This is a genomic window from Curtobacterium sp. SORGH_AS_0776, assembly GCF_031453355.1.
GTDB lineage: Bacteria > Actinomycetota > Actinomycetes > Actinomycetales > Microbacteriaceae > Curtobacterium.
Genome location: NZ_JAVIYU010000001.1, coordinates 2,660,061 through 2,685,349, shown reverse-complemented (window position 1 = coordinate 2,685,349; position 25,289 = coordinate 2,660,061). Strand labels below are relative to the sequence as shown.

Sequence of the window (25,289 nt, the reverse complement as noted above, 5' to 3'; positions counted from 1 at the left end):
TGTTCTTCTCCTCCCGACCGGAAGGCCCTGCATGCGGATCCTCGTGTGGCACGTGCACGGCGGCTGGATGGACGCCTTCGTCCGCGGCCCGCACGACTACCTCATCCCGACGAACGTCGAGCGCGACGCGTGGGGCCTCGGCCGTGGCGGCCGCGACTGGCCCGACTCGGCGATCGAGATCGACCCGGCAGACGTCGCGGCCGCCGAGGTCGACGTCGTCGTCCTGCAGCGGACCGAGGAACTCGAACACGCACGACGCCTGCTCGGCGGTCGCGAGGTGCCCGTGGTCTTCGTCGAGCACAACGCACCGCGGACTGACGTGCCGAACAGCCTGCACCCGTTCCGGGACCGCGACGACCTCACCATCGCGCACGTCACGCACTGGAATGCGCTCATGTGGGACTGCGGGACGACCCGTACGACCGTCATCGAGCACGGCGTCGTCGACCCCGGACCGCTCTACACCGGTGCGCTCGACCGCTTCGGCGTCGTGATCAACGAGCCCGCCCGACGGAACCGTGTCGTCGGGACGGACCTGCTCCCCCGCTTCGCCTCGGTGGCGCCGGTCGACGTGTGGGGCATCGGCACCGAACGGCTGCCGGAGCTCGGGTTCGGTGACGGTGTGGTCGCGCTCGGCGACGTCCCGTCCGACCCGATGCACGCCGCGCTCGCGGAGCGCCGCGCCTACGTGCACCCCAACCGGTGGACGTCACTCGGCCTGTCGCTCATCGAGGCGATGCACCTGGCGATGCCGGTCCTGGTCCTGGCGACGACGGACGCGGCCCGCACGGTCCCGGCCGAGGCGGGCGCGATCTCGACCGACGTCGAGGAGCTGGTCCGCGACTCCAGGACCCTGCTCGAGGACCCCGACGAAGCACGTCGCCGCGGGGCCGTGGCACGCGAAGCCGCCCTGGCGCGACACGCGCTCGGACGGTACCTGGCCGACTGGGACGACCTGCTCGACGACGTGGTCACGCGCGGGGGGCGCACGAACCGAGCGGCCCGAGCCGCTCTCGAAGGGAGCCTGCGATGAAGATCGCCATGGTGTCCGAGCACGCGAGTCCGCTCGCGGTCCTCGGCGGGGTCGACGCGGGCGGTCAGAACGTCCACGTCGCGGAACTGTCCGGTGCGCTGGCCGACCGCGGCCACCAGGTCACCGTCTACACCCGGCGCGACGACGCGGGGCAGCCCGTGCGGGTCCCGCTCCGGCCCGGGGTCGAGGTCGTGCACGTCGATGCCGGTCCGGCACGGCACGTCCCCAAGGACGACCTGTTCCCCTACATGAGCACGTTCGCGTCCGTCCTCGCCGCCGAGTGGTTCGTCGACCGGCCGGACGTCGTGCACGGGCACTTCTGGATGTCCGGACACGCCGCGCTCGAGGCCGTCGCCCAGGTGCAGGCCCGCACCGGGGGCATCCGGATCCCCGTCGCGCAGACCTTCCACGCGCTCGGTGTCGTGAAGCGTCGGCACCAGGGTTCGGCGGACACCAGTCCGGCCGAGCGCGAGTGGATCGAACCCGCCGTCGGCCGGAGCGTCGACCAGGTCGTCGCGACCTGCTCCGACGAGGCCTTCGAGCTCAAGACCCTCGGTGTGCCGCTCCAGCGCATCTCGGTCGTCCCGTGCGGCGTCGACACGACGGTGTTCCGACCGGACGGAGCCGTCGAGGAGCGGCAGCGTCCGTTCCGGGTGCTGTCAGCGTCCCGCCTCGTCCGACGCAAGGGCGTCGGCACGACCATCGCCGCGCTCGCGGAACTCGTGCACGCCGGACGCGACGTCGAACTCGTCGTGGTCGGCGGCGCCGGTGTCGCCGGCGCCGATCTGCCGGACGACCCGGAGTACCAGCGGCTCGATGCGTTGGCGCGGGAGCTCGGCGTCCGGGACCACGTGACGTTCCGGGGCCAGCTCGGCCAGCACGACATGCCCGCCGTCTACCGCAGTGCCGACGTCGTCGTGTGCGCCCCGTGGTACGAGCCGTTCGGCATCGTGCCGCTCGAGGCGATGGCGTGCGGCCGACCCGTCGTGGCCTCGAGCGTCGGCGGACTCATCGACACCGTGCTGGAGGACGCCACGGGGTTGCACGTGCCACCGCGCGACGAGCACGCGGTCGCCCAGGCGGTCGGTGCGCTGCTCGACGATCCGGACCGGCGCGAGGCCTACGGGCGTGCCGGCCGGGAACGCGCAGACGCCCGGTACACGTGGCAGAAGGTCGCCGCGGACAGCGAGCGCGTCTACGAGCGACTCCTCGCCGGGACGACCGGCGTCACCGCGGCCACCGCCCCCGCACGCCCCCGCACCACCGCACGCACGCGCAGCACCGACGCCGGCCGGGTCGCCCGCGCCGCGCAGCCGACGGAGAGGACCGCACGATGACCATCGACCAGCAGACCGGGCTCGACGAGCACACCGCGACGGACAGCGCACGGGTGGTCCTCGACCACGTCGCCGCCTCCGTCCCCGTCATCGCGTCGCTCGTCGACCACAAGGACCGCATCGCCGACTGGGCGGACGACATCGCTGCGCGGCTCGTCGCCGGACGACGGCTCCTCGCCGCGGGGAACGGTGGCTCGGCCGCCGAGGCGCAGCACCTGACGTCGGAGCTGACCGGGCGGTTCGACGGGGACCGGCCCGCCTACTCCGCGATCTCGCTCCACGCCGAGTCGTCGGCCGTGACGGCCATCGGCAACGACTACGGCTACGACGAGGTGTTCGCCCGGCAGGTGTCGGCGCACGCCCGCGCCGGGGACGTGGTCGTGCTGCTCTCGACCAGCGGGAAGAGCCCGAACCTGCTCCGTGCGGCAGCCGCGGCACGGGCGGTCGGCGCGAAGGCCATCGCGATGACCGGCCCGCGTCCGAACCCCCTCGCCGAGGCGGTCGACGACGCGATCTGCATCGACGGGCCGTCCGCGAACGTGCAGGAGGCACAGCTCGTGCTCGTGCACGCGCTCTGCCGCGCCATGGAGCCCGCCCTCCGCCGGGGCGGACGGCGATGAGCGCGGACGCCCGCCGGCTGCGGCCGGGCACCGGCGCCTCCGAGAGCACCACCCGACTCCGGATCGCCGTGGTCGGGGACACCCTGCTCGACGTCGACGTCTCCGGTACCAGCGAGCGCCTCAGCCCGGACGCCCCGGTGCCGGTGGTCGACGTCCGTACGGACGACCGACGAGCCGGGGGTGCCGGCCTCGTCGCGACGATGCTCGCCCGGGACGGACACGACGTCACCCTGGTCACCGTGCTGAGCGACGACGGCCGAGCCGACGAGATCCGGTCCCTGCTGCCCGACGTCACCGTGGTGGCCGGCCCGTCCGGCGCGCCCACCCCGGTGAAGACCCGCGTGCGCGTCGTCGACCACGCCCTCGTCCGCATCGACGAGGGGTGCGCCACCCCACCCGTGCCGGAGGTCACACCGGACATGGTGGCCGCGCTGGAAACCGTCGACGCCGTGGTCGTCGCCGACTACGGCCGCGGTGTCGCCGCCGCGCCGGGCCTGCGCAGCGCGATCGCCCGGACCGCAGACCGCGTCCCCGTAGTGTGGGACCCGCACCCCAAGGGTGCCGAGCCCGTCGCCGGGATCGCGGTGGCGACGCCGAACCAGGCCGAGGCGCGGGGCTTCACCGACATCGGCGGTCACGGCGTGCCCTTCGCGACCGAAGCCGCAGAAGCGTTGGTCACGCGCTGGGGTGTCGACGCCGTGGCGGTGACGCTCGGCGACCGGGGCGCCCTCGTCGCGGTCGGTCGTTCCGGCAACCGCTTCGTGCCCGCTCCGTCCGTCACCGCCGGCGACCCCTGCGGTGCCGGAGACCGACTCGCTGCGAGCGTCGCCGTGGCGCTCGCGTCCGGTTCCGACGTCACCGACGCCGTCTCCGCCGGGGTCGCCGCCGCGTCCGAGTACCTCGCTGCCGGAGGAGTGACCGCACTCCTCGCGGACGAGGGCCCCGCACCCGTGCGCGTTCCCGGAGCCGACCGCGACGCGATGCGCGTCGTGCACGACGTCCGGAGTGCCGGGGGGACGGTGGTCGCGACCGGTGGCTGCTTCGACCTGCTGCACGCCGGGCACGCCCGCACCCTCTCCGCCGCCCGCGCCCTCGGCGACTGCCTGGTCGTCTGCTTGAACTCGGACGACTCGGTCCGGGCGCTCAAGGGTCCCGACCGACCGATCATGACCCAGGACGACCGCGTCGAACTCCTGCTCGCGCTGGACTGCGTCGACGCCGTCGTCGTGTTCGACGAGCAGACGCCCGACGAGGCCCTGCGCCGCTTCCGACCCGACGTGTGGGCGAAGGGCGGCGACTACACCGCGAGCGAGTTGCCCGAGACGGCCACCCTCGGCGAGTGGGGCGGCCGCGTGGTCACGGTCCCGTTCCACCCCGGCCGCTCGACGACCCGCCTCGCCGCCGCGCTCGAGCACGTCGGCTGAGCACCCCCAGACCCCCTACGGAAGGAAGTCCATGCCCGTCCCCACCACCCCCATCGGCCGTGTCCTCGTCACCGGCGGCGCCTCCGGACTCGGAGCCGCCGTCGTCCAGGCGGTCGCCGAGGCCGGCGGCACCCCGATCGTCCTCGACCTGCGGGTCGACGCCGTGCCCGAGGGCACCGACGCGGTCGCGGTCGACGTGACGGACACCGAGGCAACGGAGCGCGCCGTGCGCGACGCTGCGGAACGGCACGGCGGTCTCGACGCCGTCGTCACCGCGGCCGGGATCGACAAGCCGGCGCCCATCGGCGGGATCTCCTCCGGGGACTGGGAGCGCATCGTCGCCGTCAACCTGCTCGGGACCGCCGCAGTGGTCCGTGCCGCACTGCCGGCGCTCGAGGCGACGCACGGCCGTGTCGTGACGATCTCGTCCTCGCTCGCCCTCCGCGGCGTGGGCGACGGCACCGCCTACTCGGCGTCGAAGTTCGGCGTCCGCGGGTTCTCGCAGGCGCTCGCCGCCGAGACGGGCGGCAGCGTCGGCGTGACGAACATCATCCCCGCCGGTATGCGCACGAGCTTCTTCGCGGACCGCACCGAGCAGTACAAGCCCGGTCCGGGCGCGCAGCTCATCGAGCCCGAGTACGTGGCGAACGCGATCCTGTTCGCGCTGTCGCAGCCGGCCGGCTGCGAGATCCGCGAGATGTCGATCATGCCGGCGACGGAGCCGAGCTGGCCGTAGACGGCGCTGTGTGACGGACGGGAGGCGCGGTGCCGGTCGGCACCGTCCCTCCCGTCCCCGCTGTCACCCCGCTGGAGGTCGCGTCAGCGACGCGTCGTCGCGAGCAGGTCCGCGACGTCCGCGAGCACCGCTGCCGGCTCCACCTCGTCCACATACGACGGGTCGTGCTCGCAGCGTTCGGCCGTCCAACCCACCTGCGTCACATCGATGCCGCAGACCGGACACCGCGTCACGTACGACAGGTGCACGCGGTGCCGTCCACGGTCGACGGGCCCCGCGTTGACGACGTTGCCGAACCAGAACACCCCCACGGTCGCCGTCCCGACCGCCAGGGCGAGGTGCCGCGGACCGGAGTCGTTCCCGACCAGCACGTCCGCGGCCGCGAGCACGGCCGGCAGGTCGCTGAGCGGGAGCTCCCCCGTGCGGTCGTGCAGCCGGTCGGCGAGCTCGTCGGGCAGCGCCGCGCGGATCGCGCCGGCTGCGGGGACGTCCGTCGCGTCGCCGACCAGGACGACGTCGTCGCCGGCGCGGAGCCGTGCCAGGGCGACGGCGGCGAAGCGCTCCGGGCTCCATCGTCGGCGCGGGTCGGTGGCGCCCGGGTGGATCGCGACGAGCCGGTCGGTCACCCCGAGTCGCTCGCGCACCGCGAAGCGTTCCTCGTCGGTGACGCGGACCCGTGGGTCGAGCGTGACGGGTGCGGCACCGGCGAGCGAGACGACCTCGAGCCCGCGCAGGACCTCGTGCTGGTAGTAGACGTAGCGGACCCACCGCTCCAGGACCTCGGCGTCCTCGGTGGCGGTCCCGACGGTGTGCAAGGCACCGAGCCGCAGGAGGAACGGGTTCGAGTTCCGGCCGCCGCCGTGCAGTTGGACAGCGAGGTCGAACCGGCCGTGTGTCCTCGCGTCGAAGTCCGCGAGGCTCGGCGCCCCTTCGCCGGACTCCCGCACGCCCGGCACGACGGGGAGTTCCTCGAAGGCGTGCACCGCGTCGGTGCGCCCGTCGAGGACACTGCGGGCGAGTGGTACGCCGAGCAGGGTGACCCGAGCCTCCGGGTACGCCGCGGCGAGGGCCTCGATCGCCGGGACGGCGAACATCAGGTCCCCCAACCCGCCGCCGCGGAGCACCGCGATCTCCCGGACGCCGTCGAACCGTTCTCCACCGTTGCCGATCAGTTGCACCACTCTCGTCTACCGGGCCGACGCCGCGGAGGTGTCCAGCGGCAGACCGGATGGACGAGAAGCGCGATCCCGGGAACGTGTCCAGCCACGGTCGAGCAGCGTTCGACTCCCGCTTCTCTCCCGGAAGGACCCCATGACGCTCGAAGCCCCGCTCACGACGGAGACCGATCGAGACGACGCGCTGGTGGTGACCGACCCGACCGACGGGACGGTCGCGTCCACCGTGGTGCGATCGTCCCCGGACGACGTCCGGAACGCGGTCGCCCGCGCACGCGCCGCTGCCCCGGCATGGGCACGCACCGCGCCGGCCGAGCGCGGTGCGCTGCTGCACGCGGCGGCCGCGCACGTCCGCGCGCACGCCCAGGAGCTGGCTGACCTGAACACCCGGGAGACCGGCAAGGTCCCCGGCGACGCGCTCGGCGGGGTCGAGGCCGGGGTCGGGACGCTCGTCCAGTACGCCGAGCTCGGACCCGTGCACCGCGGCGAGGCCCTGCGCGGCGCGTTCGGCGCTGCCGACTGGTCGGTGCCGCACCCCCGCGGCGTGGTGCTCGCGCTGACCCCGTGGAACGACCCGGTCGCCGTGGCGTGCGGGATCCTCGGCGCCGCGATCGTCACCGGCAACACGGTCGTGCACAAGGGCAGCGAGCGCTCCCCCGCGACGATCGCACGGCTGAACGCCCTGCTCGCCGAGGTCCTGCCGGACGGCGTCCTCGTCGGGGTGGACGGCGACGGCGCGACGGGTGAGCTGCTCCTCGCACAGGACGGCATCGACGTGTACGCGCACGTGGGCTCGACCGCGACCGGTGACCGGCTCTCCGAGGCTGCGGTGCGGACCCGTGCCCACGTCGTCCGGGAGAACGGCGGGAACGACGCGGTCGTCGTGGACGCCGACGTCGACCCGGTGTGGGCCGCGGCCCAGGTCGCCCTCGGCGCCTTCGCGAACACCGGCCAGATCTGCACGAGCGTCGAGCGGGTGTACGTGCACCGCGCGATCGCCGAGCCGTTCGTGACCGCGCTCGTCGCCGAGGCCGAGCGGCGCACGTCGGCCCCGGCCGCGGAGTACGGGCCGCTCGTCGACGACCGGCTCCGGCGCACCGTGCAGTCGCACGTCGACGACGCGCTGGAGCGTGGGGCGTCGGCGCGCACCGGCGGTGCCACACCGGACGGCCCGGGCGCCTTCTACCCCGCGACCGTGCTCACCGGCGTCACCGACGACATGCTCGTCATGACCGAGGAGACCTTCGGGCCGATCGCACCGGTACGCGTCGTCGAGGACTTCGACGAGGGCCTGCGGCTCGCGGCAGCCGACCGCTACGGCCTCGCGGCGACGGTGCTCACGAACGACACCGGACACGCCCTGCGTGCGGCCGCGGAACTCCCCGTCGGCACAGTGAAGGTGAACGCCGTCTTCGGTGGCGCCCCGGGTGGCAGCGCGCAGCCCCGGGGTGCCTCCGGTGCCGGGTTCGGGTACGGCCCGCACCTGCTCGACGAGCTCACCACCACGACCGTCGTGCACCTCGAGGCGGCCCCGCCGGCCGGGGGTGCCCGGTGAGCGTCGACGTCCGGCTCGTCCGGGACCTCGTCGCCACGGTCGACGACCGCGAGCCGCTCGTCGTCGTCATCGGCGACTGCATCCTCGACCGCTGGACCGTCGGCGAGGCCGAGCGGGTCTCGCGCGAGGCCCCGGCCCCGGTGGTCCGCGTGACGGAGACCGTGGCGGTCCCTGGTGGCGCGGCGAACACCGCGGTGAACGCCCGCGCACTCGGCGCCCGCGTCCGGATGGTCGGACTGCTCGGTGACGACGAGGCCGGCGCCGTGCTCCGCGAACGCCTCGACGCCGCCGGGGTGGACACGTCCTGCATGGTCGTCGTCCCCGGCACCCGCACCACGACGAAGTCGCGGGTCGTCGGCGGCGACCGGGTCGTCGTCCGCGTCGACGAGATCGCCGCGGAGCCCACCGCCGAGCACGGCGTCCGGCTGGCCGAGGCCGTCGCCCGCGCCCTGCGGTGCGCCGACGCGGCGGTCGTCTGCGACTACGGCCTCGGGGTGGACCCGGCCGACGTCGTCCCCGTGCTCGACGCCGATCGTCCCACCGCGGTCGTCGTCGACGCGCACGACCTCACCCGCTGGGCGGCGCTCCGGCCCGACCTCGTGACGCCCAACGCCGGCGAGGCGGCCGCCCTGCTCGGTGCGCCGCTCGGGACCGGCCCGGACCGGGCGTCCGCGGTCGTGGACGCCCGGCACGAGGTGCTCCGACGGACCGGCGCACGTGCGGCGGTCGTGACGCTGGACCGCGACGGCACGGTCCTGGTCGAGCCGGGTTCTGACGGTGGCTTCCGGACGCGGGCGGTCCCCGCGTCGGAGCAGCAGGCCTCCGGTGCCGGCGACACCTTCTGCGCCGCTGCCACGGTGGCGCTCGCCGTGCACGCCCCGCTCCGCGACGCCGTGTCGGTCGCCCAGGCGGCAGCCGACGTGGTCGTTCGCGAGGCCGGGACCTCGGTGTGCTCGGCCGCGGCGCTGCTGGAGTCGGTGACCGCGCCGGCCGCGACCGTCGTCGACCACGACGAGCTCGCCGCCGCGGTGGACGCCGCGCGGGAGGCCGGACGACGCATCGTGTTCACGAACGGCTGCTTCGACGTGGTCCACCGCGGGCACACGACGTACCTCCGGCAGGCTCGGGACCTGGGCGACCTGCTCGTCGTCGCCCTGAACGACGACGACTCCGTCCGGCGTCTGAAGGGTCCGGAGCGGCCGATCAACCCGGCCGAGGACCGGGCGGGTGTCCTCGCCGCCCTCGCGTGCGTCGACCTGGTGACGGTCTTCGCCACCGACACCCCGATCCCGCTCATCGAACGGCTGCACCCCGAGGTCTACGTGAAGGGTGGCGACTACTCCCCCGAGATGCTGCGCGAGACCGCGGTGGTGCAGGGCTACGGCGGCGAGGTCGTCATGGTCGACTACGTGCCCGAGCACTCCACGACCGCCGTCGTCCGACGGATCCGCGAGGCGGCCGCAGCGACCGAGGCCGCGCGGACGGACCCCGAGGCGACACCGTGACCCGTCAGGGGGAAGTCATACCGCGGTAGGGGGTGGTCGAGACCCGCGCGGGATGGCAGCCGGTCGCACGCTCCGTAGCGTCGAACCCGTCGACGAGGTCCGTCGGCGGAGGGAGCCACCGTGTTCGACCAGATCACCCCGCTCGTCGTCGAGCTGGCGGCCAGCCCGCTCGTCTTCGTCGTCCTCTTCGCGCTCTGCCTGGTGGACGGCTTCTTCCCACCCGTGCCGAGCGAGGCCGCCCTCGTCGCGGTCGCCGCCATCGCCGCGACCTCCGGCCAGCCGGTCCTCGCCGGGGTCCTCGCGGCCGCCGCACTCGGCGCGGTCGCCGGGGACTCCGTCGCCTACTGGATCGGCCGTCGGATCGGACTCGGCCGCCTCGCGCGGTCCCGGCGTCCGAGGATCGCCGCGGCGTTCGCGTTCGCCGAGCGCCAGATGCGACGGCGGTCCGCGAGCCTCATCCTCGTCGGTCGGTACATCCCCGTCGGACGCGTCGCGGTGAACATGTCCGCCGGTGCGACCCGGCTCCCCTACCGCCGGTTCCTCGCGATCAGCTCGGTCGCCGGTCTGGCGTGGTCGGCCACCTCGATCGGGATCGCCCTCGCGGCGTCGAGCGTGTTGCACGAGCCGCTCGTCGCAGCACTGGTCTCGATGGTGGTCGCCGCCGGACTGGGGATCGCCGTCGACCGGGTCATCGGTAGAGTCACCCGGAAGCGGGAGGCCCGAGCAGCCGCCCGGGCGGACGACCGCGCGGACGCCCGGGCAGCGGTCCTCGACGCCGCCCGCACCGCCCCGCACCTCGCCCACTCCGGAGGGAGCGCACGACCGTGACCGCCCACGTCCCACCCGCGACGCCGCGCCGACGCCGGCCGTGGTCGACGCGCCGGGAGTGGGCGACCTGGCCCGTCGTCGCCGCCCGGATCGTGCTCGTCGTCGTCGCCGCGACGCTCTTCGCGGTGGCCGCACCCGTGACGGTCGCCGTGTACGACGTGCCCGTCCCGCTCGCGCTGCTCGTGACCGCGGTGCTCTCCGTCTCGCTCGGGCTCGCTCCCGTGCTGCCGCGGACGTCCTCGGTGGTGCACCTGGCGGGGGTGGCGGCCCTCGGGCTGCTCACCGCCGGGTCGCCGGCCGGTCCGTGGCCGCTCCCGGTCACCGCCATCATCGGCGTCGGCGCGCTCCTCGTCGTGCTCGGCGTCCGGACGGACTGGCGACTCACCGCGGCTGTCTGGACCGCTGCGACGGTGCTCACGCTCGGCCTGGTCGCGGTGGTCCCCGGTCGGTGGGACCCGGCCGACGTCTGGGCCGCGACCTTCGTCGTCTCCGCCGGCAGCGACCTGCTCCTCGCCGGGACGGCCGTGGCGATCGGGCAGCGCCGGGCCGTCCGGGTGGAGCTCGCCGAGGCCCGCCGCGACGCCGAACTCGAGCAGGCCCGCCGCCGGTCGGTCGAGGAACGCTCCCGGATCGCCCGCGAACTCCACGACGTCGTGGCGCACAGCATGTCCGTCGTGCACATGCAGGCCGAGTCGGCGCCGTTCCGCGTGGCCGACCTCCCGCCGGCAGCACGTGCCGAGTTCGCGGCGATCGCCGAGACCTCGCGGACGGCGCTCCGCGAGATGCGGCAACTGCTCGGCACCCTCCGCGGCGACGGCTCGGCCGAACGGGCGCCGCAGCCCCGGCTCGCCGACCTCCCCGCGCTCGTGCAGGCCACGCGGGCCGCCGGGATCCCGGTCGAGCTCCACCTCGACGACGACGCACCCGACGACGGGGACGACCGGCTGGCACAGCTGAGCGCGTACCGGGTCGTGCAGGAGGCCCTCGGGAACGTCGCGCGGCACGCTCCCGGCGCCGACACGATCGTGACGGTCGCCCGGCGTGGCGCCCTGCTGGCGGTCGAGGTGGCCAACGCCGCGCCACCCGCCGGCACCGTCCCCGCCGCTCCCCCGGACGACGGCGGGTTCGGGCTCGCCGGCATGCGGGAGCGCGTGTCGGCACTCGGCGGGACGATCGAGCACGGGCCGCTCCCGGACGGCGGGTTCCGGGTCGCCGTGACCCTGCCCGCCCAGCCGAGCACCGCCCAGCCGAGCACCGCCCACCCAAGCACCGCCCGCCCGAACACGGCCCCGCCCGCCCGCCCGAACACGGCCCCGCCCGCCCGAGGAACCCGATGACGCGTGTGATGGTGGTGGACGACCAGCAGATGTTCCGCATGGGACTGCGGGCGATCCTCCAGGCCCAGGACGACGTCGAGGTCGTGGGCGAGGCGTCGGACGGCGCCGAAGCGGTCGTCGAGGCACTGCGGCTCCGACCCGACGTCGTGCTCATGGACGTCCGGATGCCCGAACTCGACGGGATCGAGGCGACCCGACGGATCACGGCCGCCCCGGCCACGCAGCCCGTGCGGGTCGTCATGCTCACGACGTTCGACATCGACGACTACGTGTTCGACGCCCTCCGTGCCGGGGCGAGCGGGTTCCTGCTCAAGGACGCCAGCGCCGACGAGCTCGTCCAGGCGGTCCGGACCGTCGCGGCGGGCGACTCGTTGCTGGCGCCGCGGGTGACCCGCCACCTCGTCGAGGCGTTCGTCGCGGGCCCGCTCCCGGCCGCACCCCGGACCGAGGTGCTCGAGGTGCTGACCGAACGGGAGCGCGACGTGTTCCTGCTGCTGGCTCGGGGCCGGTCGAACGGGGAGATCGCGGCGGAGCTCTACATCGCCGAGCAGACGGTGAAGACGCACGTCGGCCGGATCCTGGCGAAGCTGCAGCTGCGGGACCGGGTGCACGCGGTGGTGCTGGCGTACGAGACCGGCCTGGTGACGCCGGCCCCCTGAGGGACCGGTGCCACCAGGCCGTGTCGACCGAGCCGAGGAGGCTAGCGGACCCGGACCTGCTTCGAGGCCTGCTTGCCGGACTGCACGCCGGTGAAGGTGATCGTCGACTTCCCCGACGTCGCCTTCCACGCCACCGTCGCCGTGCCGTCGATGACGTCCACCGTGCCGAGGTCGGTCGAACCAACCGCGACCCGCACCTGGCGGTCACCGGCGAACCGCGACCCGGTGAGCGTCACGCGCTGGTTCGGACGCGGTGCACCGACGGACAGGTCGATCCGGGCGCCACGCGACAGTGCCGCGAGGTCGTCGTGCAGCCGGAGCCCGTCGCGGATGGTGAAGAACGTGTCCGTCTGGTCCGACAGCCCGACGACGTTCGCGGCACCCGGGCCGTACGCCGCGATGCGGACCTGCGTGCCGGTGTGCTGCTGCGAGCTGCCCGCGGCGGAGGTGCCGTACGAGACCTTCATCGTGGTGCCGTCCGAGGTGCGGAGCGCCGTGGAGAGCGAGGTCGGCGGCGTGCTGTCGACGATCTGGCTCGAGTGGGCGTGGTCTGCCGTGGCGATGACGAGCGTGTTGCCGTCCTTCTTCGCGAAGGCGAGTGCGGACTGCACGGCCTCGTCGAAGTCGATCGTCTCGCCGATCTGGCCGCAGGCGTCGGCGGCGTGGTCCTGCTTGTCGATGCTCGCGCCCTCGACCTGCAGGAAGAAGCCCTTGCCGGTCTTCCCACGGTCACGGTTCAGCAGGTCGATCGACTTGTTCGTGAGCGACTGCAGCGACAGCCCGGTCGACAGGCGTGCCGGGTTCGGCGTGCACTGCACCGGTGCCTGGTCCGCCCCGCCGACGGTCGCCGTGGTGGGTGCGTACCGGGTCGGGAAGTTGCCCGGGGTGAAGAGCCCGAGGAGCGGCTTCGACTGGTCCGCACGACGGACGGCGGCGAGACCGTCGGCGTCGGAGACCACCTGGTAGCCGCGCTGCTCAGCCTGGGCGAAGAGCGTCGAGCCCTGCCACTGCCCGGCCTTCGCGGTCTGCTGGAAGCTCGCCGAACCGCCGCCGAGGGTGAGGTCCGGGCGCGTGTTCAGCAGCTGCTCGCTGATCGACCCGAGCCCACCGTTCTGCAGCGCGTCCGTGCCGCACGATGCCGTGTCCGGGCCGTAGCAGGACCGGGCGCCGACGTGGGCGACCTGGACCGCCGGGGTGGCGTCCTGGATCTCGGCGGTGGAGACGTCGCCGGTGCGGAGGCCGTTCGCCTTCGCGAGCTCGAGGAGCGTCTGCTGCTGCTTCCCGTCGATGTCGACCGAGATCGCGCCGTCGTACGTCTTCGTCCCGGTCGCCCAGGCGCTGCCGGAGGCCGCCGAGTCGGTGACGTAGTCGGGCTTGCCCTTGTCCGCACCGTCCTTGTACAGGGAGTACGTCGTGTACGAGCCGGTGAGCGGCAGCGCGTCGAGGCCCGGGAGCCGACCGGCCGCGCCGTACTGGTAGTTCCGCGCGATGGTGATCTCGGAGTCGCCCATCCCGTCGCCGATGAGCAGGATGACGTTCTTCGCGCCGGCCCGCTCGATCTCCTGCTGGATCGAACGGGTCTGGTCGCCCTGGTGGCGCTGTGCGCCGCCGTGCTGGTTCAGCGCGAGCTGCCCGACGGCCTCGGCCGCGCCCGGCAGGGCGACGGCGCCGGCGATGAGCGCGGCGCCGAGTGCGAGCGCCGCGCGGCGGCGGCGCTGCGGAGTGTGCTGCATTGGGTGTTCCCCTCGTCTGTGCCCCGAACGGGTGCCATCCGAGGATGGCTGTGCGTGGGTACAGGCGGGTGAACGGGCCCGGTCTGGTCGATGAACAGACGCGGTGACAGCGAGACGGGAGGCGCGGTGCCAGCTGGCACCGCGCCTCCCGTCCGTTCCTGGGTCGCGTCTACGCGGCGAGGTGCGCCTGCAGGAACCAGCGGTCCTTGGTCAGGCCGCGCTCGATCTCGATGACGACGTCCTGGCTGTTGAGGTCGACCTCGTCGAGGCCCTCGACGGCGCGGCGGACCTGCAGCAGCGCGGCGTCGATCTCGGCGATGACCTCGGTGATGGTCACGTCGGAGTTCTGGAACCCCTCGGACAGCGGCGGGATCGTGGTGTTCGCGGCGACCGTGGCGATGCGGGAGTCGACCGGGAGGCCCAGGGCGACGATGCGCTCCGCGGCGAGGTCGGCCCACTCCTGGGCGTGCTCGACGATGGTGTCGAGGAGCTCGTGGACGCCGACGAAGTTGCGGCCACGGACGTGCCAGTGCGCCTGCTTGCCGTTGACGACGAGCGCCTCGAGGTCGATCACGACGGGGGCGAGGAACTGCGCCACCCCAGCGGCGAGCTCCGGCGTCGTCGAGAACGGGGACGTGGTGGGCGTGGTGCTGGTGGTGTTGGTCATGTGGTTTCCTCCTGCCTCGTGGTCCCACCCGAGTGGGGCGGAGCCGATGGTGACAACAGTGCCCGCTTCTCTTGTATGCCGCAAGGAAGCGAAGGCTGACCTCACCCGGTCAGCCGACGAGGGTGTCGAAGCCGGCGTCGGCCAGTTCGATCTGCACGACGGAGCGGGCGCGCTCGACCCAGGGACTGTCGGCGCAGCCGATCCAGACGCTCGTGCGCGGTTCGCAGTCGGCGACGCACCACTCGGCCGCCCACCCGGTGACGGCGTGCGCGAGGGCCTCGCCGTGGTCGGCGAAGACGAGGGGTGACACCGCTGACGTCCGGGCGCTCCGGAGCAGCCACGTCACCGTGACGCGCGGGGGCGCCGGGAGCGTGCGGACCTGCTCGGCGAGGGCTGCCTCGACGAAGACCTGGCCGTAGGCGTTCCCGGGCAGGTCCTCGAGCATGCGGGTCATCTCGGGGAGGTCGTCGACACTGCCGGCGATGAGGATGCGTTCGCTGGGCTGTCGCCGGGTCCGTGCCATGCGACAACGGTAAGGCAAGCCTTACCTCATCACAAGGGCCTCGCGGCGGTTCCCCCGATACGCGCAGGTGCCACACCGAGTTCGTGGGCGAGGAAGGTCCACATCCAGGACAGGGCGACCGTGTTCGTCAGGTCCGGCACCCCCTGCGCGATCTGCGTCGCGACCCCGTCGCTGTACGCCGCGAGCTTGAGCGCCACGACCTCGGGCGACTCCGCGGGCGTGAACACCCCCGCCTCGACGCCTCGACGGACGACGCGGACCAGGCAGGCCTCCCACACGCGGATCCGCTCGGCGTACTCCGCCGCGACCTCGGGCCGCCGCACGACCGCCGTCCAGTAGTCCGACCAGATCCGCCAGTGCTGCCGGACCTGCTCGGTGTCCCCGAACAGCGGTTCCACGAGCATGCGGATGCCGGCGACGGGGTCCGGCTCCGCGTCGACCGCGGCGACGATCGCCCCGTAGAAGCGCTCCGTCTCGAGCACGACGACCTCGTTGAGGATCTCCGCGACGCTGCCGAAGTGGTACGTGACGGTCCCGACCGAGACGTGCGCCTCGGCGGCGATGTCCCGCAGGCCCGTCGCGCCGACGCCGTTCCGGACGATCACGGCGCGTGCCGCCTCGACGATCATCGCCCGCCGGACTTCGGGACGCTGCCGGACCCGTGTCTGCTCCGGCCCGCTCACGCCGAGGTCCTCGGCACCTCGTCGATGAACGTGTGCTCGGCGACGAGCACCTCGGCGACGTCGGGACCACCGTCCCGGGCCCAGGCCCGCACGGTGTTCCGGACGTGGAAGGCGTCGGCGTCCGCGGTGACCTCGGAGGCGGTCTCGAGCCGTGCGGCCCACTCCGGCTTCGCCAGGCCGATCGACCAGCGGGACGTCGCGCTGGCACTGGTCGGGTCGTCGGACCGGATGCGGTAGGTCTCGCGGGCGTCCTCGCTGAAGACGAGCCCGTCCGGGTACACGCGTCCGCCGCCGTACCCGGGGTCGACGTCGAGCGTCCACTCCCCCGACTCGACGTCGTGCGTGACGGTGCGCTGCGGCAGGACCTCGGTCGGCGCGACCCGTTCGATCGCGAGCGGCTCGGAGCGCGCCGGCTGCTCGAACCGCACGCCGTCGTCGGTGGCGCGTGTCCAGACCGGGAGCTCGACGTGCGAGCCGGCGGGGTCGATCGTGACGGTCGGTGCGACGCCGTGCGGCCAGACCCACGGCCAGTACGACGTCGACACGGCGATCCGGAGCCGGTGGCCCGCCGCGAACCGGTGACCGGTCGACACGAGCCGGACCGGCAATGACGCCACGGCGCCGGGCTCGAGCGGGTCGTCCCGGTCCATCCCGCCGCGCTTCGCGGCGTTCAGCACACCCCGGGTGACGAGGGTCGACGACCCGTCCGGCGCGACGTCGCACAGGCGCACGGTCACGGTGGCCCGGGGCTGGTCGCTCGTCACGGCGAGGTGGACGAGGACGGTGCCGAGCACGTCGACCGGCTCGTCGAGCGGCAGGTCGAAGCAGACCGAGCGGCCGTCCTCAGCGCGCTGGTCCGGCGGCAGGTCGGTGGCGTTGCCGAACGGGAAGAAGCGTCCGGCGTCGGCACCGGTGTGTTGCGGCGACCGGACGACGACCGCGCCGTCCGCGCCGCCGCGGAACCCGGCGAGGGGAACCGTGCGGGACACGGTGGCCGACGACGGCCAGGCCTCGGCACCGACCCACCGGCCGCGGCGCGACTCGTAGTACGTCGCCGGCGGCTCGCCCTCGTTGATCCAGGCCCGGAGCGCGGGCTCCCGCTCGATGCCGGTGTCGACCCCGCGCAGCCAGCGGTCCCACCACCGCAGGGTCTCCTGCAGGAAGCCGATCGACGGCCCGGGCGCGAGCCCCCGGTCGGGGTACTGGTGGGACCACGGTCCGACGATCCCCTTGACCGGGGCGTCCACGTTGGCCACGAGCCGGAGCACGGCATCGCGGTACGGGTCGGCCCAGCCGCCGACCGCGAGGACCGCGGCGCCGATCTTCCCGTACTCCTCCGCGGCGCTGCCGTGCCGCCAGTAGTCGTCGCGCTCCTGGTGGGACAGCCACACGGGCGTCATCGGGCGGTTCGCATCGAGGCGGTCACGCCACCGGTCGACCCAGCCGGAGCCGACCACCTCGGGCCGCGGCGGCCGCGAGTTGAACGCGAACATCGTCGCACCCCACGCCGCCATGTCGATCCCGAGCACCGCACCGCCGACGTAGTGCACGTCGTTGTCGTACCGGTCGTCGGTCGAGCACACCGTCACGATCGCCTTCAGTGCCTCGGGTGCGCGGGCCGCGAGCTGCAGCGCGTTGAACCCGCCCCACGAGATGCCGAACATCCCGACGGCACCCGTCGACCACTCCTGTGCGGCGAGCCAGGCGATCACGGTCTCGCCGTCGCGGAGTTCCTGCTCGCTGTACTCGTCGTCGAAGAACCCGTCCGACGAGCCGGTCCCGCGGATGTCCACCCGCACCGAGGCGTACCCGTGCTGCGCGTACCAGGGGTGCCGCTCGGAGTCCCGCGGCGCGGTCCAGTCGTCGAGCCGGTAGGGCAGGTACTCGAGCAGCACCGGCACGGGGCCGTCGGGTGCCGCCGGGGACCAGATCCTCGTGTGCAACCGGACGCCGTCGGGCATCGGGATCCACTCGTCGCGGACGGTCACACCGTCGGGCAGGGCCGGGTCCACTCCGAGTGCGGTGAAGCCGGTCATGCGTCCTCCCAGTTCCGGGTCAGGTGTCCGTCACCGCGGTCGGTCCAGCCCGGAGCCTCGCGCCACCGCGGCACGCCGTCGCCGACGTCGGGCAGCTCGGTGCTGCCGGGTTCGAGCGTCGCCGCGAGGAGCGTCGCCGTGTACGGGTGGTTCGGGCCGCCGAACACGGCCTCGGTCGGGCCGATCTCGACGATGCGGCCGCCGGTCATCACGGCGACGCGATCGGCCACGCCGCGCACCACCGCGAGGTCGTGGCTGATGAACAGGCAACTCAGCCCGCGCTCGCGCTGCAGGTCGGCGAGCAGCGCCAGGATCCCCGCCTGCACCTGCACGTCGAGCGCGGTCGTGATCTCGTCGGCGATGACCAGGCGCGGCTCGGCGGCGAGGGCCCGGGCGATCCCGACACGCTGCCGCTGCCCGCCGGAGAGCTGCGCTGGCAGCCGGTCAGCGAACTCCGGCCCGAGCCCGACCTGGGAGAGCAGTTCCCCGACGCGCTCGCGCGACGAGGAACCGGTGAACAGCTTCAGCGGCCGCGCGATGGCTGCCCCGACGGTCCGGCGGGGGTTCAGCGAGGTGTCGGCGTTCTGGAACACGAGCTGCACCGCACGACGGAGGTCCGGGGACCGTCCGGCGATCGGCTCGCGCAGGTCCCCGCTCACGGTCCCGTCGTCGAACGAGAACGTGCCCGACTCGGCCGGGACCAGGCCGGCCAGGGCCGTCGCGAGCGTCGACTTGCCGCTGCCGGACTCCCCCACGACGGCGAGCGTCTCGCGCGGCGCGATCGTGAACGAGACGCCGTCGACGGCGGCCTGCAGGGCGCGTCCGTAGCGGATCACCAGGTCCTCGGCGGTCACCACGGGACGGACGAGCGGTTCTGGGCCCACGCCGCCGGTTCCGGCGCGACGCGTCAGCGGCGGGCCGGCCGTGCCGGTGGGGAGAGGAACGGTCCGGCCGGCCCTGGAGGCGACCGCCGACGAGACGGTCGCCGTCTCGGGCACGTGGTCCGTTCCTCCTGGCCGGCGGCCGTCCGGCACCGCGGCCAGCAGGGCGCGCGTGTACTCGTGCTGCGGGGCGGCGAAGAGCGCCGCCGTCTCGGCGTGCTCGACGACCTCGCCGTCGCGCATCACTGCGATCTCGTCGGCCATCGCGGACACGACCCCGAGGTCGTGGCTGACGAGCAGGACGGCCATGCCGAGCTCGCGGCCGAGGTCGGCGACGAGGTCGAGCACGGCGGCCTGCGTGACCACGTCGAGGGCGGTGGTGGGCTCGTCGAGGACGAGCACACGGGGGCGCGCCGCCACGGCCATCGCGATCGCGACGCGCTGCTGCTGCCCGCCGGAGAGCTGGTGCGGGTACCGGCGGACGATCGTCTCCGGCGACGGCAGCCGCACGAGCCGGACGAGCTCGAGCACACGCTCGGGGCCGTCGGGCTCGCCGTGGGCGCGGAGTGCCTCGCGGATCTGCTCGCCGACGCGCATCGACGGCGTGAGTGCCTGCCCGGCGTTCTGCGCGACCACCGATGCGGTGCCGCCACGGAGCGCCCGTCGGCCGGCAGGCGAGAGGGCGAAGACGTCCTCGCCGTCGACGTGCACCGTGCCGTGCTCGATGCGGGAGCCGGTCCGGAGGTGCGCGAGCAGGGTGCGGGCGACGGTGGACTTGCCGCTGCCGGACTCGCCGACGAGCCCGAGGGTCCGTCCCGCCTCGATGGCGAACGAGACACCGCGGACGACCGGCACGGAGCGCTTGCCGGCGGCGTACGAGATCGCGAGGCGGTCGACCTGGACGATGCTCACGCGCCGACTCCCTTCGTCGCGCGGTCGACACCGAGCGACTTGCTCAGCCCGTCGGCCGCGAGGTTGAGGCCGACCACCAGGGTCGCGAGCGCCACGATGGGCGCGAGCGTGCCGAGGGGCACGACCGTGAGGGCGGTCCGGTTCTCCTGGACCATGAGCCCCCAGTCCGGTGTCGGCGGGTTCGCGCCGAAGCCGAGGAACGACAGCGACGCCACGAGCAGCACGATCCAGGAGGCACGCATCGCGTACTCGACGAGGACCACGTCGAGGACGTTCGGCAGGATCTCGCGGAACACGATGGAGAGGGAGCGTTCGCCCCGGGCGCGCGCGGCCGTGACGTAGTCCTGCGTGATCACCGTCCTCGCCGCGCCGCGCACCACCCGGGTCACGGCGGGCGCGTAGACGATCGTCACGGCGAGGACGATCACCCAGAGCCCGGCGTCGAACACGGTGACGACGACGAGGAGCGCGAGGATCGACGGCACGCTGAGCAGGGCGTCCACGATCCGCATGACGACCTCGTCGAACCAGTTGTCGGCGTACGCGGTGACGCAGCCGAGGACGGTGCCGACCGCCACGGCGATCGTCGTCGCGAGGAAGGTCACGAGCAGGGCGTAGCGGCCGCCGTTGAGCGTCCGGGACAGGATGTCGCGGCCGTACTGGTCGGTGCCGAGCCAGTGCGTCCACGTCGGGCCGGCGAGCACGTCGGCGGAGTTCGTCGCCACCGGGTCGTGGCCGGCGATGACCGGGGCGAGGACGGCGAGCACGAGGTGCAGCGCGATCAGGCCGAGGCCGATGGCCAGCGCGGTGGAGCTGCGCAGGGGGGCGACGGCTGCGCCGATGACGTTCCGGGAACGCGGGGCGATGGCGGTCATGCTGCTGCCTTCCGGGTGGGGCGTGCGCCGGCGCGGCTCCGGGTGCGCGCCCGTCGCTGTCGGGTGCGGAGCTTCGGGTCGAGCACCAGCGCGACGAGGTCGGCCGCGAGGTTGCACACGACGTAGACGAGGGCGCTGAGGAGCGCGATCGCCTCGATCGTCGGCAGGTCGCGGTTGAAGACGGACTCGAGCATGAGCTTGCCCATGCCCGGGTAGTTGAAGACGTTCTCGACGACGACCACGCCGCCGAGCAGCCAGGCCACGTTGAGCGCCACGACGTTGAGCGTCGGCAGGAGCGCGCTCGGGACCGCGTGCTTCCAGACGACCCGGCGCATCGTCAGGCCCTTCAGCTCCGCGGTGGTCACGAACTCGGACGCCATCACGTCGATCGTCGAGGAACGGGCGGTCCGGACGATGTACGCGGCCATCGCCAGGGTCAGCACGATGATCGGCAGCCAGATCGTCGGCAGGAGCTCGCCGACCGTGGCGTCGCTGCCGCGCAGGACGACAGCGGGGAAGAGCGGCAGCCCGATCGCGAAGAGCAGCACGAGCACGGTGGCGACCATGAACTCCGGCACGCTCATCACGACGAGGCTGACGATCGAGATCACCCGGTCCGACGCACGGCCGCGGCGGACCCCGGCGATGACGCCGAGCGCGAGGGACAGTGTGACGCCCACGACCATCGCGGGGACGGCGATGAGCATGCTGTTGCGGAACGCCGTGAACAGCGTCGGGGCGACCGGCTCCCCGCTGACGAGCGAGGTGCCGAAGTCGCCGTGCACCGCTCCGGCGAGCCACTGCAGGTACCGGAGCCAGACGTTCTGGTCGAGGCCGAGCGATTCCCGGAGCTGCTTGACGGCGTCGGGTGTGGCGTTCTGCCCCGAGCAGCTGCTGCGCGACGTCGCCGGGCAGCGCCTGCACGGCGAGGAACACGAACAGCGAGGCGAGCACCACCGTGAGCACGGCGATGCCGAGCCGACGGAGGACGGGGACGAGGACGTCCGACGGCTTGTTCGTGGTCGTCGTCATCGTCGCAGTCCGATCCGGAGGTAGTCGAACTCGAAGCCGTACTCCGAGTAGTTCACGACGTCGCGGGACAGCCCGACCAGGCGGTCGCCGAACATCGGGGTCATGTCCGCGCCGTCCTCGACCACGAGCCGCTGGGCGTCCTGGTACAGGGTCAATCGCTTCGCGTCGTCCATCTCGGCGCGGGCGTCGTCGAGCAGTCCGTCGAACCGCTCGTTCGACCACGCGCTCTCGTTGTACGACGAACCGGACCGGAAGATCTGGTTGAGCAGCTGGTCGATCGGACGGCCGGTGAACCAGTAGCTCACCATGAGCGGCTTCTGCATCCAGATCTGCGTGTAGTACGAGTCCGAGCTGGCGTTCTTCACCGTCAGGCGGATGCCCGCGTCCGCGACGGCGTCGCGGTAGGCGACGGCCATCGGGGTGAAGACCGACTCGTAGCTCGACGTGTAGATCGACGCGCGGAGGTCCGACCGACCGGCGGCCTTGAGCAGCGCCTTCGCCTTGTCGGGGTCGTACTCGCGGTGGTCGTCCACGAAGGCGGCGAGCTGCGGCGGCACGGGGTTGTCCCAGCCCGGCGACCCGGTGCCCTGCAGGGCGGTGTCGACGATCGTGCGCGGGGCGTAGGCGAGCTTCATCGCCTGGCGGACCCGCGGGTCGCGGAACTCCTCGGAGGTGGCGAGCATCGGGATCGTGTACCACTGCGCGTTCTTCGAGCGGGCGATGGTCGCCCGATCGGAGGCGGCGACGACCCGGGCCGTCGCGAAGTCGAGGTTCGTCTGCGAGATGAGGTCGATCTGCCCCGCGAGCAGGGCGTTCACCCGGGCGGTGGTGTCCTGGATCGAGTAGAAGTCGATGCCGTCCAACGCGGGGCGGCCGGCGAAGTGGTCGTCGAACGCCTCGACGCTGCCGGCACCCGCCGGAGTGAAGGACGACAGGCGGAACGGTCCGGTGCCGATGCCCGTCCGGCCGATGTCGGCGATCGCCCCGGCCGGCACGATGTAGCACTGGTACGCGGTGAGCAGCGACGGGAACTCCGCGTTCGGCTTCGTGAGGGCGAACCGCAGCGTGTACGGGTCGACGGCCGTCATCGAGCGGGCGTCCATCACCTCGCCGAGCACGCCGGCCTGCGGGCTGCCGGTCTTCTCGTCGAGGATGTGCCGGATGCTCGCGATCGCGTCGTCGGCGGAGAAGCGCGACCCGTCGTGGAAGCGCACGCCCCGGCGGAGGCGGAAGGTCCACTCGGTGCCGTCCTGGTTCGCCGACCACTCCTCGGCGAGGTCGGGCACGGTCCGGCCCTGCTGGTCGAGCTTGACGAGCCGGTTGTAGAGCGCGCCGAGGTACTCGTACGCGGACAGGGAGCTCGCGGAGTCGAGCGTCTCGGCGGCCGACGCGGCGGGTCGGGCGATCCGGAGTCGACCGCCGCTCCGGGCGGTGCCGGTGGCGGCGGCCTCGGGAAGGTCGGTGGTGCCGGCCGAGGCGCCGGAGCTGCACCCGGTGAGCGTCAGCAGGCCGAGGCCGGCGAGTCCGGCGGCGCCGGTGAGGAGCGCACGACGGCTCGGGCCGCGGGCGTTCCGGGGTTCGGGGACGATGGGCTGCATTCGGGGTGACCCCTCCTGGTAATCGTTCCGGTGAACGATAGAGGGCGGATCGTCCCCGGCCAAGCCCGACGCGACGGACGCCGGCCGCCCTCACGGGGCCCCGATCCGCACGGTGACCGCGATCGAGCGGTCTCCCGCAGCCGCACCAGAGGCACGGGAACGTTTACCAACCCGTTACACGAGCGCCTGCGCGAGGCGGGATGATCGACCAGAGCGGCGCCCGCCTGGTCGCCGGACACGCGACCGAGGAGCACCGATGGCGACGTTCACCCGAGGCTTCGGCGGTCGCCGTGACGACCGCGACGACCCGCGCATCCCACCGGGCCAGACACTCGTCCGCGACTGGCCCGTGCTGTCGGCCGGCGCCACCCCCGAGATCGAACCGTCCGACTGGAGCTTCTCGATCCGCACCGAGTCCGGCCTGCACAGCTGGACCTGGGACGAGGTGCAGGCGCTCGGCGTCGAGGACGTCACCGTCGACATCCACTGCGTGACGCACTGGACGAAGCTCGACATGCCGTGGCGCGGTGTCCCGCTCGACCGGCTGTTCGCCGACGTCGAGACCTCGCTGGACTACTGCATGGTGCACAGCTTCGGCGGGTACACGACGAACGTGCCGCTCGACGAGCTCCTCGACGGGCAGGCGTGGATCGCGTTCGAGGCCGACGGCGAACCGCTCACCCCCGAGCACGGCGGTCCCGCACGCCTGCTGGTCCCCCACCTGTACTTCTGGAAGAGCGCGAAGTGGGTGCGCGGCATCGTCATGCAGTCCGACGACGAACCCGGCTTCTGGGAGAACGCGGGTTACAACCTGCACGGCGACCCGTGGAAGGAAGAGCGGTACTGGTGAGCGCGGTGGAGGGCCTGGAGGAACGGATCACCCCACCGACGTCGGCTGCCCTCCGGCGGCGGCCGGCCTGGCACGCCGCGACGGTCGCCGCCGTCTCCCCCGAGACCCCGAACGCCAGGCGGATCGTCCTGGACGTCCCGACGTGGCCGGGCAACGACCCGGGCCAGCACCTCGACCTGCGCCTCACCGCCGAGGACGGCTACCAGGCGTCACGCTCCTACTCGATCGCCTCGTCCGGCGCGACGACCTCGGTCGTGCTCGCGATCGACCGGGTCGAGGACGGCGAGGTCTCGCCCTTCCTGGTGGACGCCGTCGAGGTCGGGGACGCACTCGAGGTGCACGGACCGCTCGGCGGGTGGTTCGTCTGGCGCCCGGGCGTGTCGGAGCGGCCCGTGCAGCTCATCGCCGGCGGCTCGGGGATCGTCCCGCTCGCTGCCGTCGCCGGCGCGCACGCCGACGCCGGTGACGCCGCCCCCTTCCGGCTCCTCTACGCCGTGCGCACGCCGGAGGACGTGTTCTTCCGCACCGAGCTCGCACGTGCCGAGGCCGCCGGGGTCGACACCACCGTCGTGTACAGCCGCCGTGCCCCGGACGGTGCCGCGGTCCCGGCCGGCCGACTCACCCGGGACGCCCTGGCAGCAGCGGTGTTCCCGCCGGACGCCGGCGCCCTCGTCTACGTCTGCGGATCGACGCCGTTCGTCGAACAGGTGCTGACGTGGCTCGGCGAGCTCGGGCACGACACGACCGACGTCCGCGCCGAGCGGTTCGGAGGCAGCGCATGACCGTGCTCGACGGCAACGCGTTGGCCGGGGTGCTCATCGGGTTCCTCGGCTCGGACCCCACGGTGGCCGCGCTCCGGTGCTCGGGGTGCAGGACGGTCGGGGCGCTGGCGGGCACCCGGGTGCACGCCAGCCCGATGGGCTTCGTCGCGCGGTGCCCGCACTGCGACGACGTGCTCGTCACGGTCGTCGACGCTCCGGGCGGACCGTGGGTCGGCATCCCTGGTGCACGGGTCGCGCTCGACGCCGACTGAGAACGTCCGTCCTGGCGGAGCATGAGCGACACGCCGAGCACGTGCGAGGTGATGCGGGATCCGTGCGGGAAACCGCACGGTCCGGGATCCGACCCATCCGGACGGGGCGCCGCTCCGGATCACCGGATGGGCGCCGACCGGACCACCCATCCGCCGGCGCTCGAGTGGGCACGGTGGCCCGCGCGTCCGAGGGGCGCGGGCACCCGAAGCCTGCGCCCCACGGACCGGATCCGGCCACCAGCCCGGACGACGAAGGC

23 protein-coding genes and 1 pseudogene are annotated in these 25,289 nt (G+C 73.5%); 13 read left to right on the top strand and 11 right to left on the bottom strand.

Annotated features, from left to right (window positions below):
- Positions 1 to 31 precede the first annotated feature (31 nt).
- Genes QE359_RS13250 through QE359_RS13230 form a run of 5 tightly spaced genes read left to right on the top strand, consistent with a single transcriptional unit; the run spans position 32 to position 5,150 of the window.
- Positions 32 to 1,033, top strand: a complete 1,002-nt coding sequence (locus QE359_RS13250) for a glycosyltransferase (protein ID WP_309779551.1) — start codon at positions 32 to 34, stop codon at positions 1,031 to 1,033.
- Positions 1,030 to 2,370, top strand: a complete 1,341-nt coding sequence (locus tag QE359_RS13245) for a glycosyltransferase (protein WP_309779550.1) — start codon at positions 1,030 to 1,032, stop codon at positions 2,368 to 2,370. Before QE359_RS13250 ends, QE359_RS13245 begins: the two co-directional genes overlap by 4 nt.
- Positions 2,367 to 2,990, top strand: coding sequence for an SIS domain-containing protein (locus QE359_RS13240; protein ID WP_309779549.1), 624 nt, complete (start codon positions 2,367 to 2,369; stop codon positions 2,988 to 2,990). Before QE359_RS13245 ends, QE359_RS13240 begins: the two co-directional genes overlap by 4 nt.
- Positions 2,987 to 4,414 carry a PfkB family carbohydrate kinase gene (locus QE359_RS13235; RefSeq protein WP_309779548.1) on the top strand — a complete coding sequence of 476 codons (1,428 nt, stop codon included), beginning with the start codon at positions 2,987 to 2,989 and terminating at the stop codon, positions 4,412 to 4,414. The genes QE359_RS13240 and QE359_RS13235 overlap by 4 nt, the downstream gene beginning before the upstream one ends.
- 31 nt (positions 4,415 to 4,445) lie before the next feature.
- On the top strand, positions 4,446 to 5,150 hold the full coding sequence (locus QE359_RS13230) for an SDR family oxidoreductase (protein ID WP_309779547.1): 705 nt from the start codon (positions 4,446 to 4,448) through the stop codon (positions 5,148 to 5,150).
- A gap of 83 nt (positions 5,151 to 5,233) precedes the next feature.
- On the opposite strand, the gene QE359_RS13225 is transcribed toward QE359_RS13230, so the two are convergent.
- Entirely contained in the window at positions 5,234 to 6,328 is a 1,095-nt protein-coding gene (locus QE359_RS13225; RefSeq protein ID WP_309779546.1) for a glycosyltransferase family 9 protein, read from the bottom strand.
- A gap of 133 nt (positions 6,329 to 6,461) precedes the next feature.
- Between QE359_RS13225 and QE359_RS13220 the strand changes: the two genes are divergently transcribed.
- The 5 genes from QE359_RS13220 to QE359_RS13200 all read left to right on the top strand — a co-directional run bounded on the left by QE359_RS13220 (position 6,462) and on the right by QE359_RS13200 (position 12,209).
- Positions 6,462 to 7,880 (top strand): aldehyde dehydrogenase family protein, encoded by a 1,419-nt coding sequence (locus QE359_RS13220; protein WP_309779545.1) that lies wholly within the window; start codon positions 6,462 to 6,464, stop codon positions 7,878 to 7,880.
- Positions 7,877 to 9,385: a D-glycero-beta-D-manno-heptose 1-phosphate adenylyltransferase gene (rfaE2, locus tag QE359_RS13215; protein ID WP_309779544.1), complete on the top strand. Its 1,509-nt coding sequence runs from the start codon at positions 7,877 to 7,879 to the stop codon at positions 9,383 to 9,385. Before QE359_RS13220 ends, rfaE2 begins: the two co-directional genes overlap by 4 nt.
- Positions 9,386 to 9,505: 120 nt before the next feature.
- Positions 9,506 to 10,213 (top strand): VTT domain-containing protein, encoded by a 708-nt coding sequence (locus QE359_RS13210; RefSeq protein ID WP_309779543.1) that lies wholly within the window; start codon positions 9,506 to 9,508, stop codon positions 10,211 to 10,213.
- On the top strand, positions 10,210 to 11,550 hold the full coding sequence (locus QE359_RS13205) for a histidine kinase (protein ID WP_309779542.1): 1,341 nt from the start codon (positions 10,210 to 10,212) through the stop codon (positions 11,548 to 11,550). Before QE359_RS13210 ends, QE359_RS13205 begins: the two co-directional genes overlap by 4 nt.
- The gene (locus QE359_RS13200; protein ID WP_071294651.1) at positions 11,547 to 12,209 is read left to right on the top strand and encodes a response regulator transcription factor; all 663 of its coding nucleotides are present in this window, start codon (positions 11,547 to 11,549) and stop codon (positions 12,207 to 12,209) included. Before QE359_RS13205 ends, QE359_RS13200 begins: the two co-directional genes overlap by 4 nt.
- A 41-nt stretch (positions 12,210 to 12,250) precedes the next feature.
- On the opposite strand, the gene phoA is transcribed toward QE359_RS13200, so the two are convergent.
- From phoA to QE359_RS13150, 10 genes and pseudogenes are all read right to left on the bottom strand, one after another.
- Positions 12,251 to 13,942, bottom strand: coding sequence for an alkaline phosphatase (gene phoA / locus QE359_RS13195; RefSeq protein ID WP_309779541.1), 1,692 nt, complete (start codon positions 13,940 to 13,942; stop codon positions 12,251 to 12,253).
- A gap of 169 nt (positions 13,943 to 14,111) precedes the next feature.
- Positions 14,112 to 14,609, bottom strand: coding sequence for a Dps family protein (locus tag QE359_RS13190; protein WP_070418937.1), 498 nt, complete (start codon positions 14,607 to 14,609; stop codon positions 14,112 to 14,114).
- Between the two features lie 109 nt (positions 14,610 to 14,718).
- Positions 14,719 to 15,132, bottom strand: a complete 414-nt coding sequence (locus tag QE359_RS13185; protein ID WP_071294649.1) for an SIP domain-containing protein — start codon at positions 15,130 to 15,132, stop codon at positions 14,719 to 14,721.
- A 29-nt stretch (positions 15,133 to 15,161) separates the two neighbouring features.
- Positions 15,162 to 15,815 carry a TetR family transcriptional regulator C-terminal domain-containing protein gene (locus QE359_RS13180; RefSeq protein ID WP_309779539.1) on the bottom strand — a complete coding sequence of 218 codons (654 nt, stop codon included), beginning with the start codon at positions 15,813 to 15,815 and terminating at the stop codon, positions 15,162 to 15,164.
- Positions 15,812 to 17,851 carry a CocE/NonD family hydrolase gene (locus QE359_RS13175; protein ID WP_309779538.1) on the bottom strand — a complete coding sequence of 680 codons (2,040 nt, stop codon included), beginning with the start codon at positions 17,849 to 17,851 and terminating at the stop codon, positions 15,812 to 15,814. The genes QE359_RS13180 and QE359_RS13175 overlap by 4 nt, the downstream gene beginning before the upstream one ends.
- Entirely contained in the window at positions 17,848 to 19,644 is a 1,797-nt protein-coding gene (locus tag QE359_RS13170; RefSeq protein WP_309779537.1) for an ABC transporter ATP-binding protein, read from the bottom strand. The genes QE359_RS13175 and QE359_RS13170 overlap by 4 nt, the downstream gene beginning before the upstream one ends.
- On the bottom strand, positions 19,641 to 20,519 hold the full coding sequence (locus QE359_RS13165; RefSeq protein ID WP_309779536.1) for an ABC transporter permease: 879 nt from the start codon (positions 20,517 to 20,519) through the stop codon (positions 19,641 to 19,643). Before QE359_RS13165 ends, QE359_RS13170 begins: the two co-directional genes overlap by 4 nt.
- Positions 20,516 to 21,205, bottom strand: a complete 690-nt coding sequence (locus tag QE359_RS13160; RefSeq protein WP_309780432.1) for an ABC transporter permease — start codon at positions 21,203 to 21,205, stop codon at positions 20,516 to 20,518. The genes QE359_RS13165 and QE359_RS13160 overlap by 4 nt, the downstream gene beginning before the upstream one ends.
- Positions 21,206 to 21,277: 72 nt before the next feature.
- Positions 21,278 to 21,358 (bottom strand): annotated as a pseudogene (locus QE359_RS13155) (hypothetical protein); the annotation flags it as partial.
- Positions 21,359 to 21,547: 189 nt separating this feature from the next.
- The gene (locus tag QE359_RS13150) at positions 21,548 to 23,149 is read right to left on the bottom strand and encodes an ABC transporter substrate-binding protein (protein WP_309779535.1); all 1,602 of its coding nucleotides are present in this window, start codon (positions 23,147 to 23,149) and stop codon (positions 21,548 to 21,550) included.
- A gap of 256 nt (positions 23,150 to 23,405) precedes the next feature.
- Here QE359_RS13150 and QE359_RS13145 point away from each other — a divergent pair, with 256 nt between their 5' ends.
- The 3 genes from QE359_RS13145 to QE359_RS13135 are packed head-to-tail and all read left to right on the top strand — an operon-like array spanning position 23,406 to position 25,032.
- On the top strand, positions 23,406 to 23,999 hold the full coding sequence (locus tag QE359_RS13145) for a molybdopterin-dependent oxidoreductase (RefSeq protein WP_070418930.1): 594 nt from the start codon (positions 23,406 to 23,408) through the stop codon (positions 23,997 to 23,999).
- Positions 23,996 to 24,781, top strand: coding sequence for an FAD-binding oxidoreductase (locus tag QE359_RS13140; protein WP_309779534.1), 786 nt, complete (start codon positions 23,996 to 23,998; stop codon positions 24,779 to 24,781). Before QE359_RS13145 ends, QE359_RS13140 begins: the two co-directional genes overlap by 4 nt.
- On the top strand, positions 24,778 to 25,032 hold the full coding sequence (locus QE359_RS13135; protein WP_071301606.1) for a DUF6510 family protein: 255 nt from the start codon (positions 24,778 to 24,780) through the stop codon (positions 25,030 to 25,032). The genes QE359_RS13140 and QE359_RS13135 overlap by 4 nt, the downstream gene beginning before the upstream one ends.
- The last annotated feature ends 257 nt before the right edge of the window (positions 25,033 to 25,289 follow it).

Coding starts and splice junctions, on each gene's coding strand:
- QE359_RS13250 (WP_309779551.1), top strand. CDS start 32: ATGCGGATCCTCGTGTGGCACGTGCACGGCGGCTGGATGGACGCCTTC.
- QE359_RS13245 (WP_309779550.1), top strand. CDS start 1,030: ATGAAGATCGCCATGGTGTCCGAGCACGCGAGTCCGCTCGCGGTCCTC.
- QE359_RS13240 (WP_309779549.1), top strand. CDS start 2,367: ATGACCATCGACCAGCAGACCGGGCTCGACGAGCACACCGCGACGGAC.
- QE359_RS13235 (WP_309779548.1), top strand. CDS start 2,987: ATGAGCGCGGACGCCCGCCGGCTGCGGCCGGGCACCGGCGCCTCCGAG.
- QE359_RS13230 (WP_309779547.1), top strand. CDS start 4,446: ATGCCCGTCCCCACCACCCCCATCGGCCGTGTCCTCGTCACCGGCGGC.
- QE359_RS13220 (WP_309779545.1), top strand. CDS start 6,462: ATGACGCTCGAAGCCCCGCTCACGACGGAGACCGATCGAGACGACGCG.
- QE359_RS13200 (WP_071294651.1), top strand. CDS start 11,547: ATGACGCGTGTGATGGTGGTGGACGACCAGCAGATGTTCCGCATGGGA.
- phoA (WP_309779541.1), bottom strand. CDS start 13,942: ATGCAGCACACTCCGCAGCGCCGCCGCCGCGCGGCGCTCGCACTCGGC.
- QE359_RS13190 (WP_070418937.1), bottom strand. CDS start 14,609: ATGACCAACACCACCAGCACCACGCCCACCACGTCCCCGTTCTCGACG.
- QE359_RS13185 (WP_071294649.1), bottom strand. CDS start 15,132: ATGGCACGGACCCGGCGACAGCCCAGCGAACGCATCCTCATCGCCGGC.
- QE359_RS13175 (WP_309779538.1), bottom strand. CDS start 17,851: ATGACCGGCTTCACCGCACTCGGAGTGGACCCGGCCCTGCCCGACGGT.
- QE359_RS13165 (WP_309779536.1), bottom strand. CDS start 20,519: ATGACCGCCATCGCCCCGCGTTCCCGGAACGTCATCGGCGCAGCCGTC.
- QE359_RS13160 (WP_309780432.1), bottom strand. CDS start 21,205: ATGGTCGTGGGCGTCACACTGTCCCTCGCGCTCGGCGTCATCGCCGGG.
- QE359_RS13150 (WP_309779535.1), bottom strand. CDS start 23,149: ATGCAGCCCATCGTCCCCGAACCCCGGAACGCCCGCGGCCCGAGCCGT.
- QE359_RS13145 (WP_070418930.1), top strand. CDS start 23,406: ATGGCGACGTTCACCCGAGGCTTCGGCGGTCGCCGTGACGACCGCGAC.
- QE359_RS13135 (WP_071301606.1), top strand. CDS start 24,778: ATGACCGTGCTCGACGGCAACGCGTTGGCCGGGGTGCTCATCGGGTTC.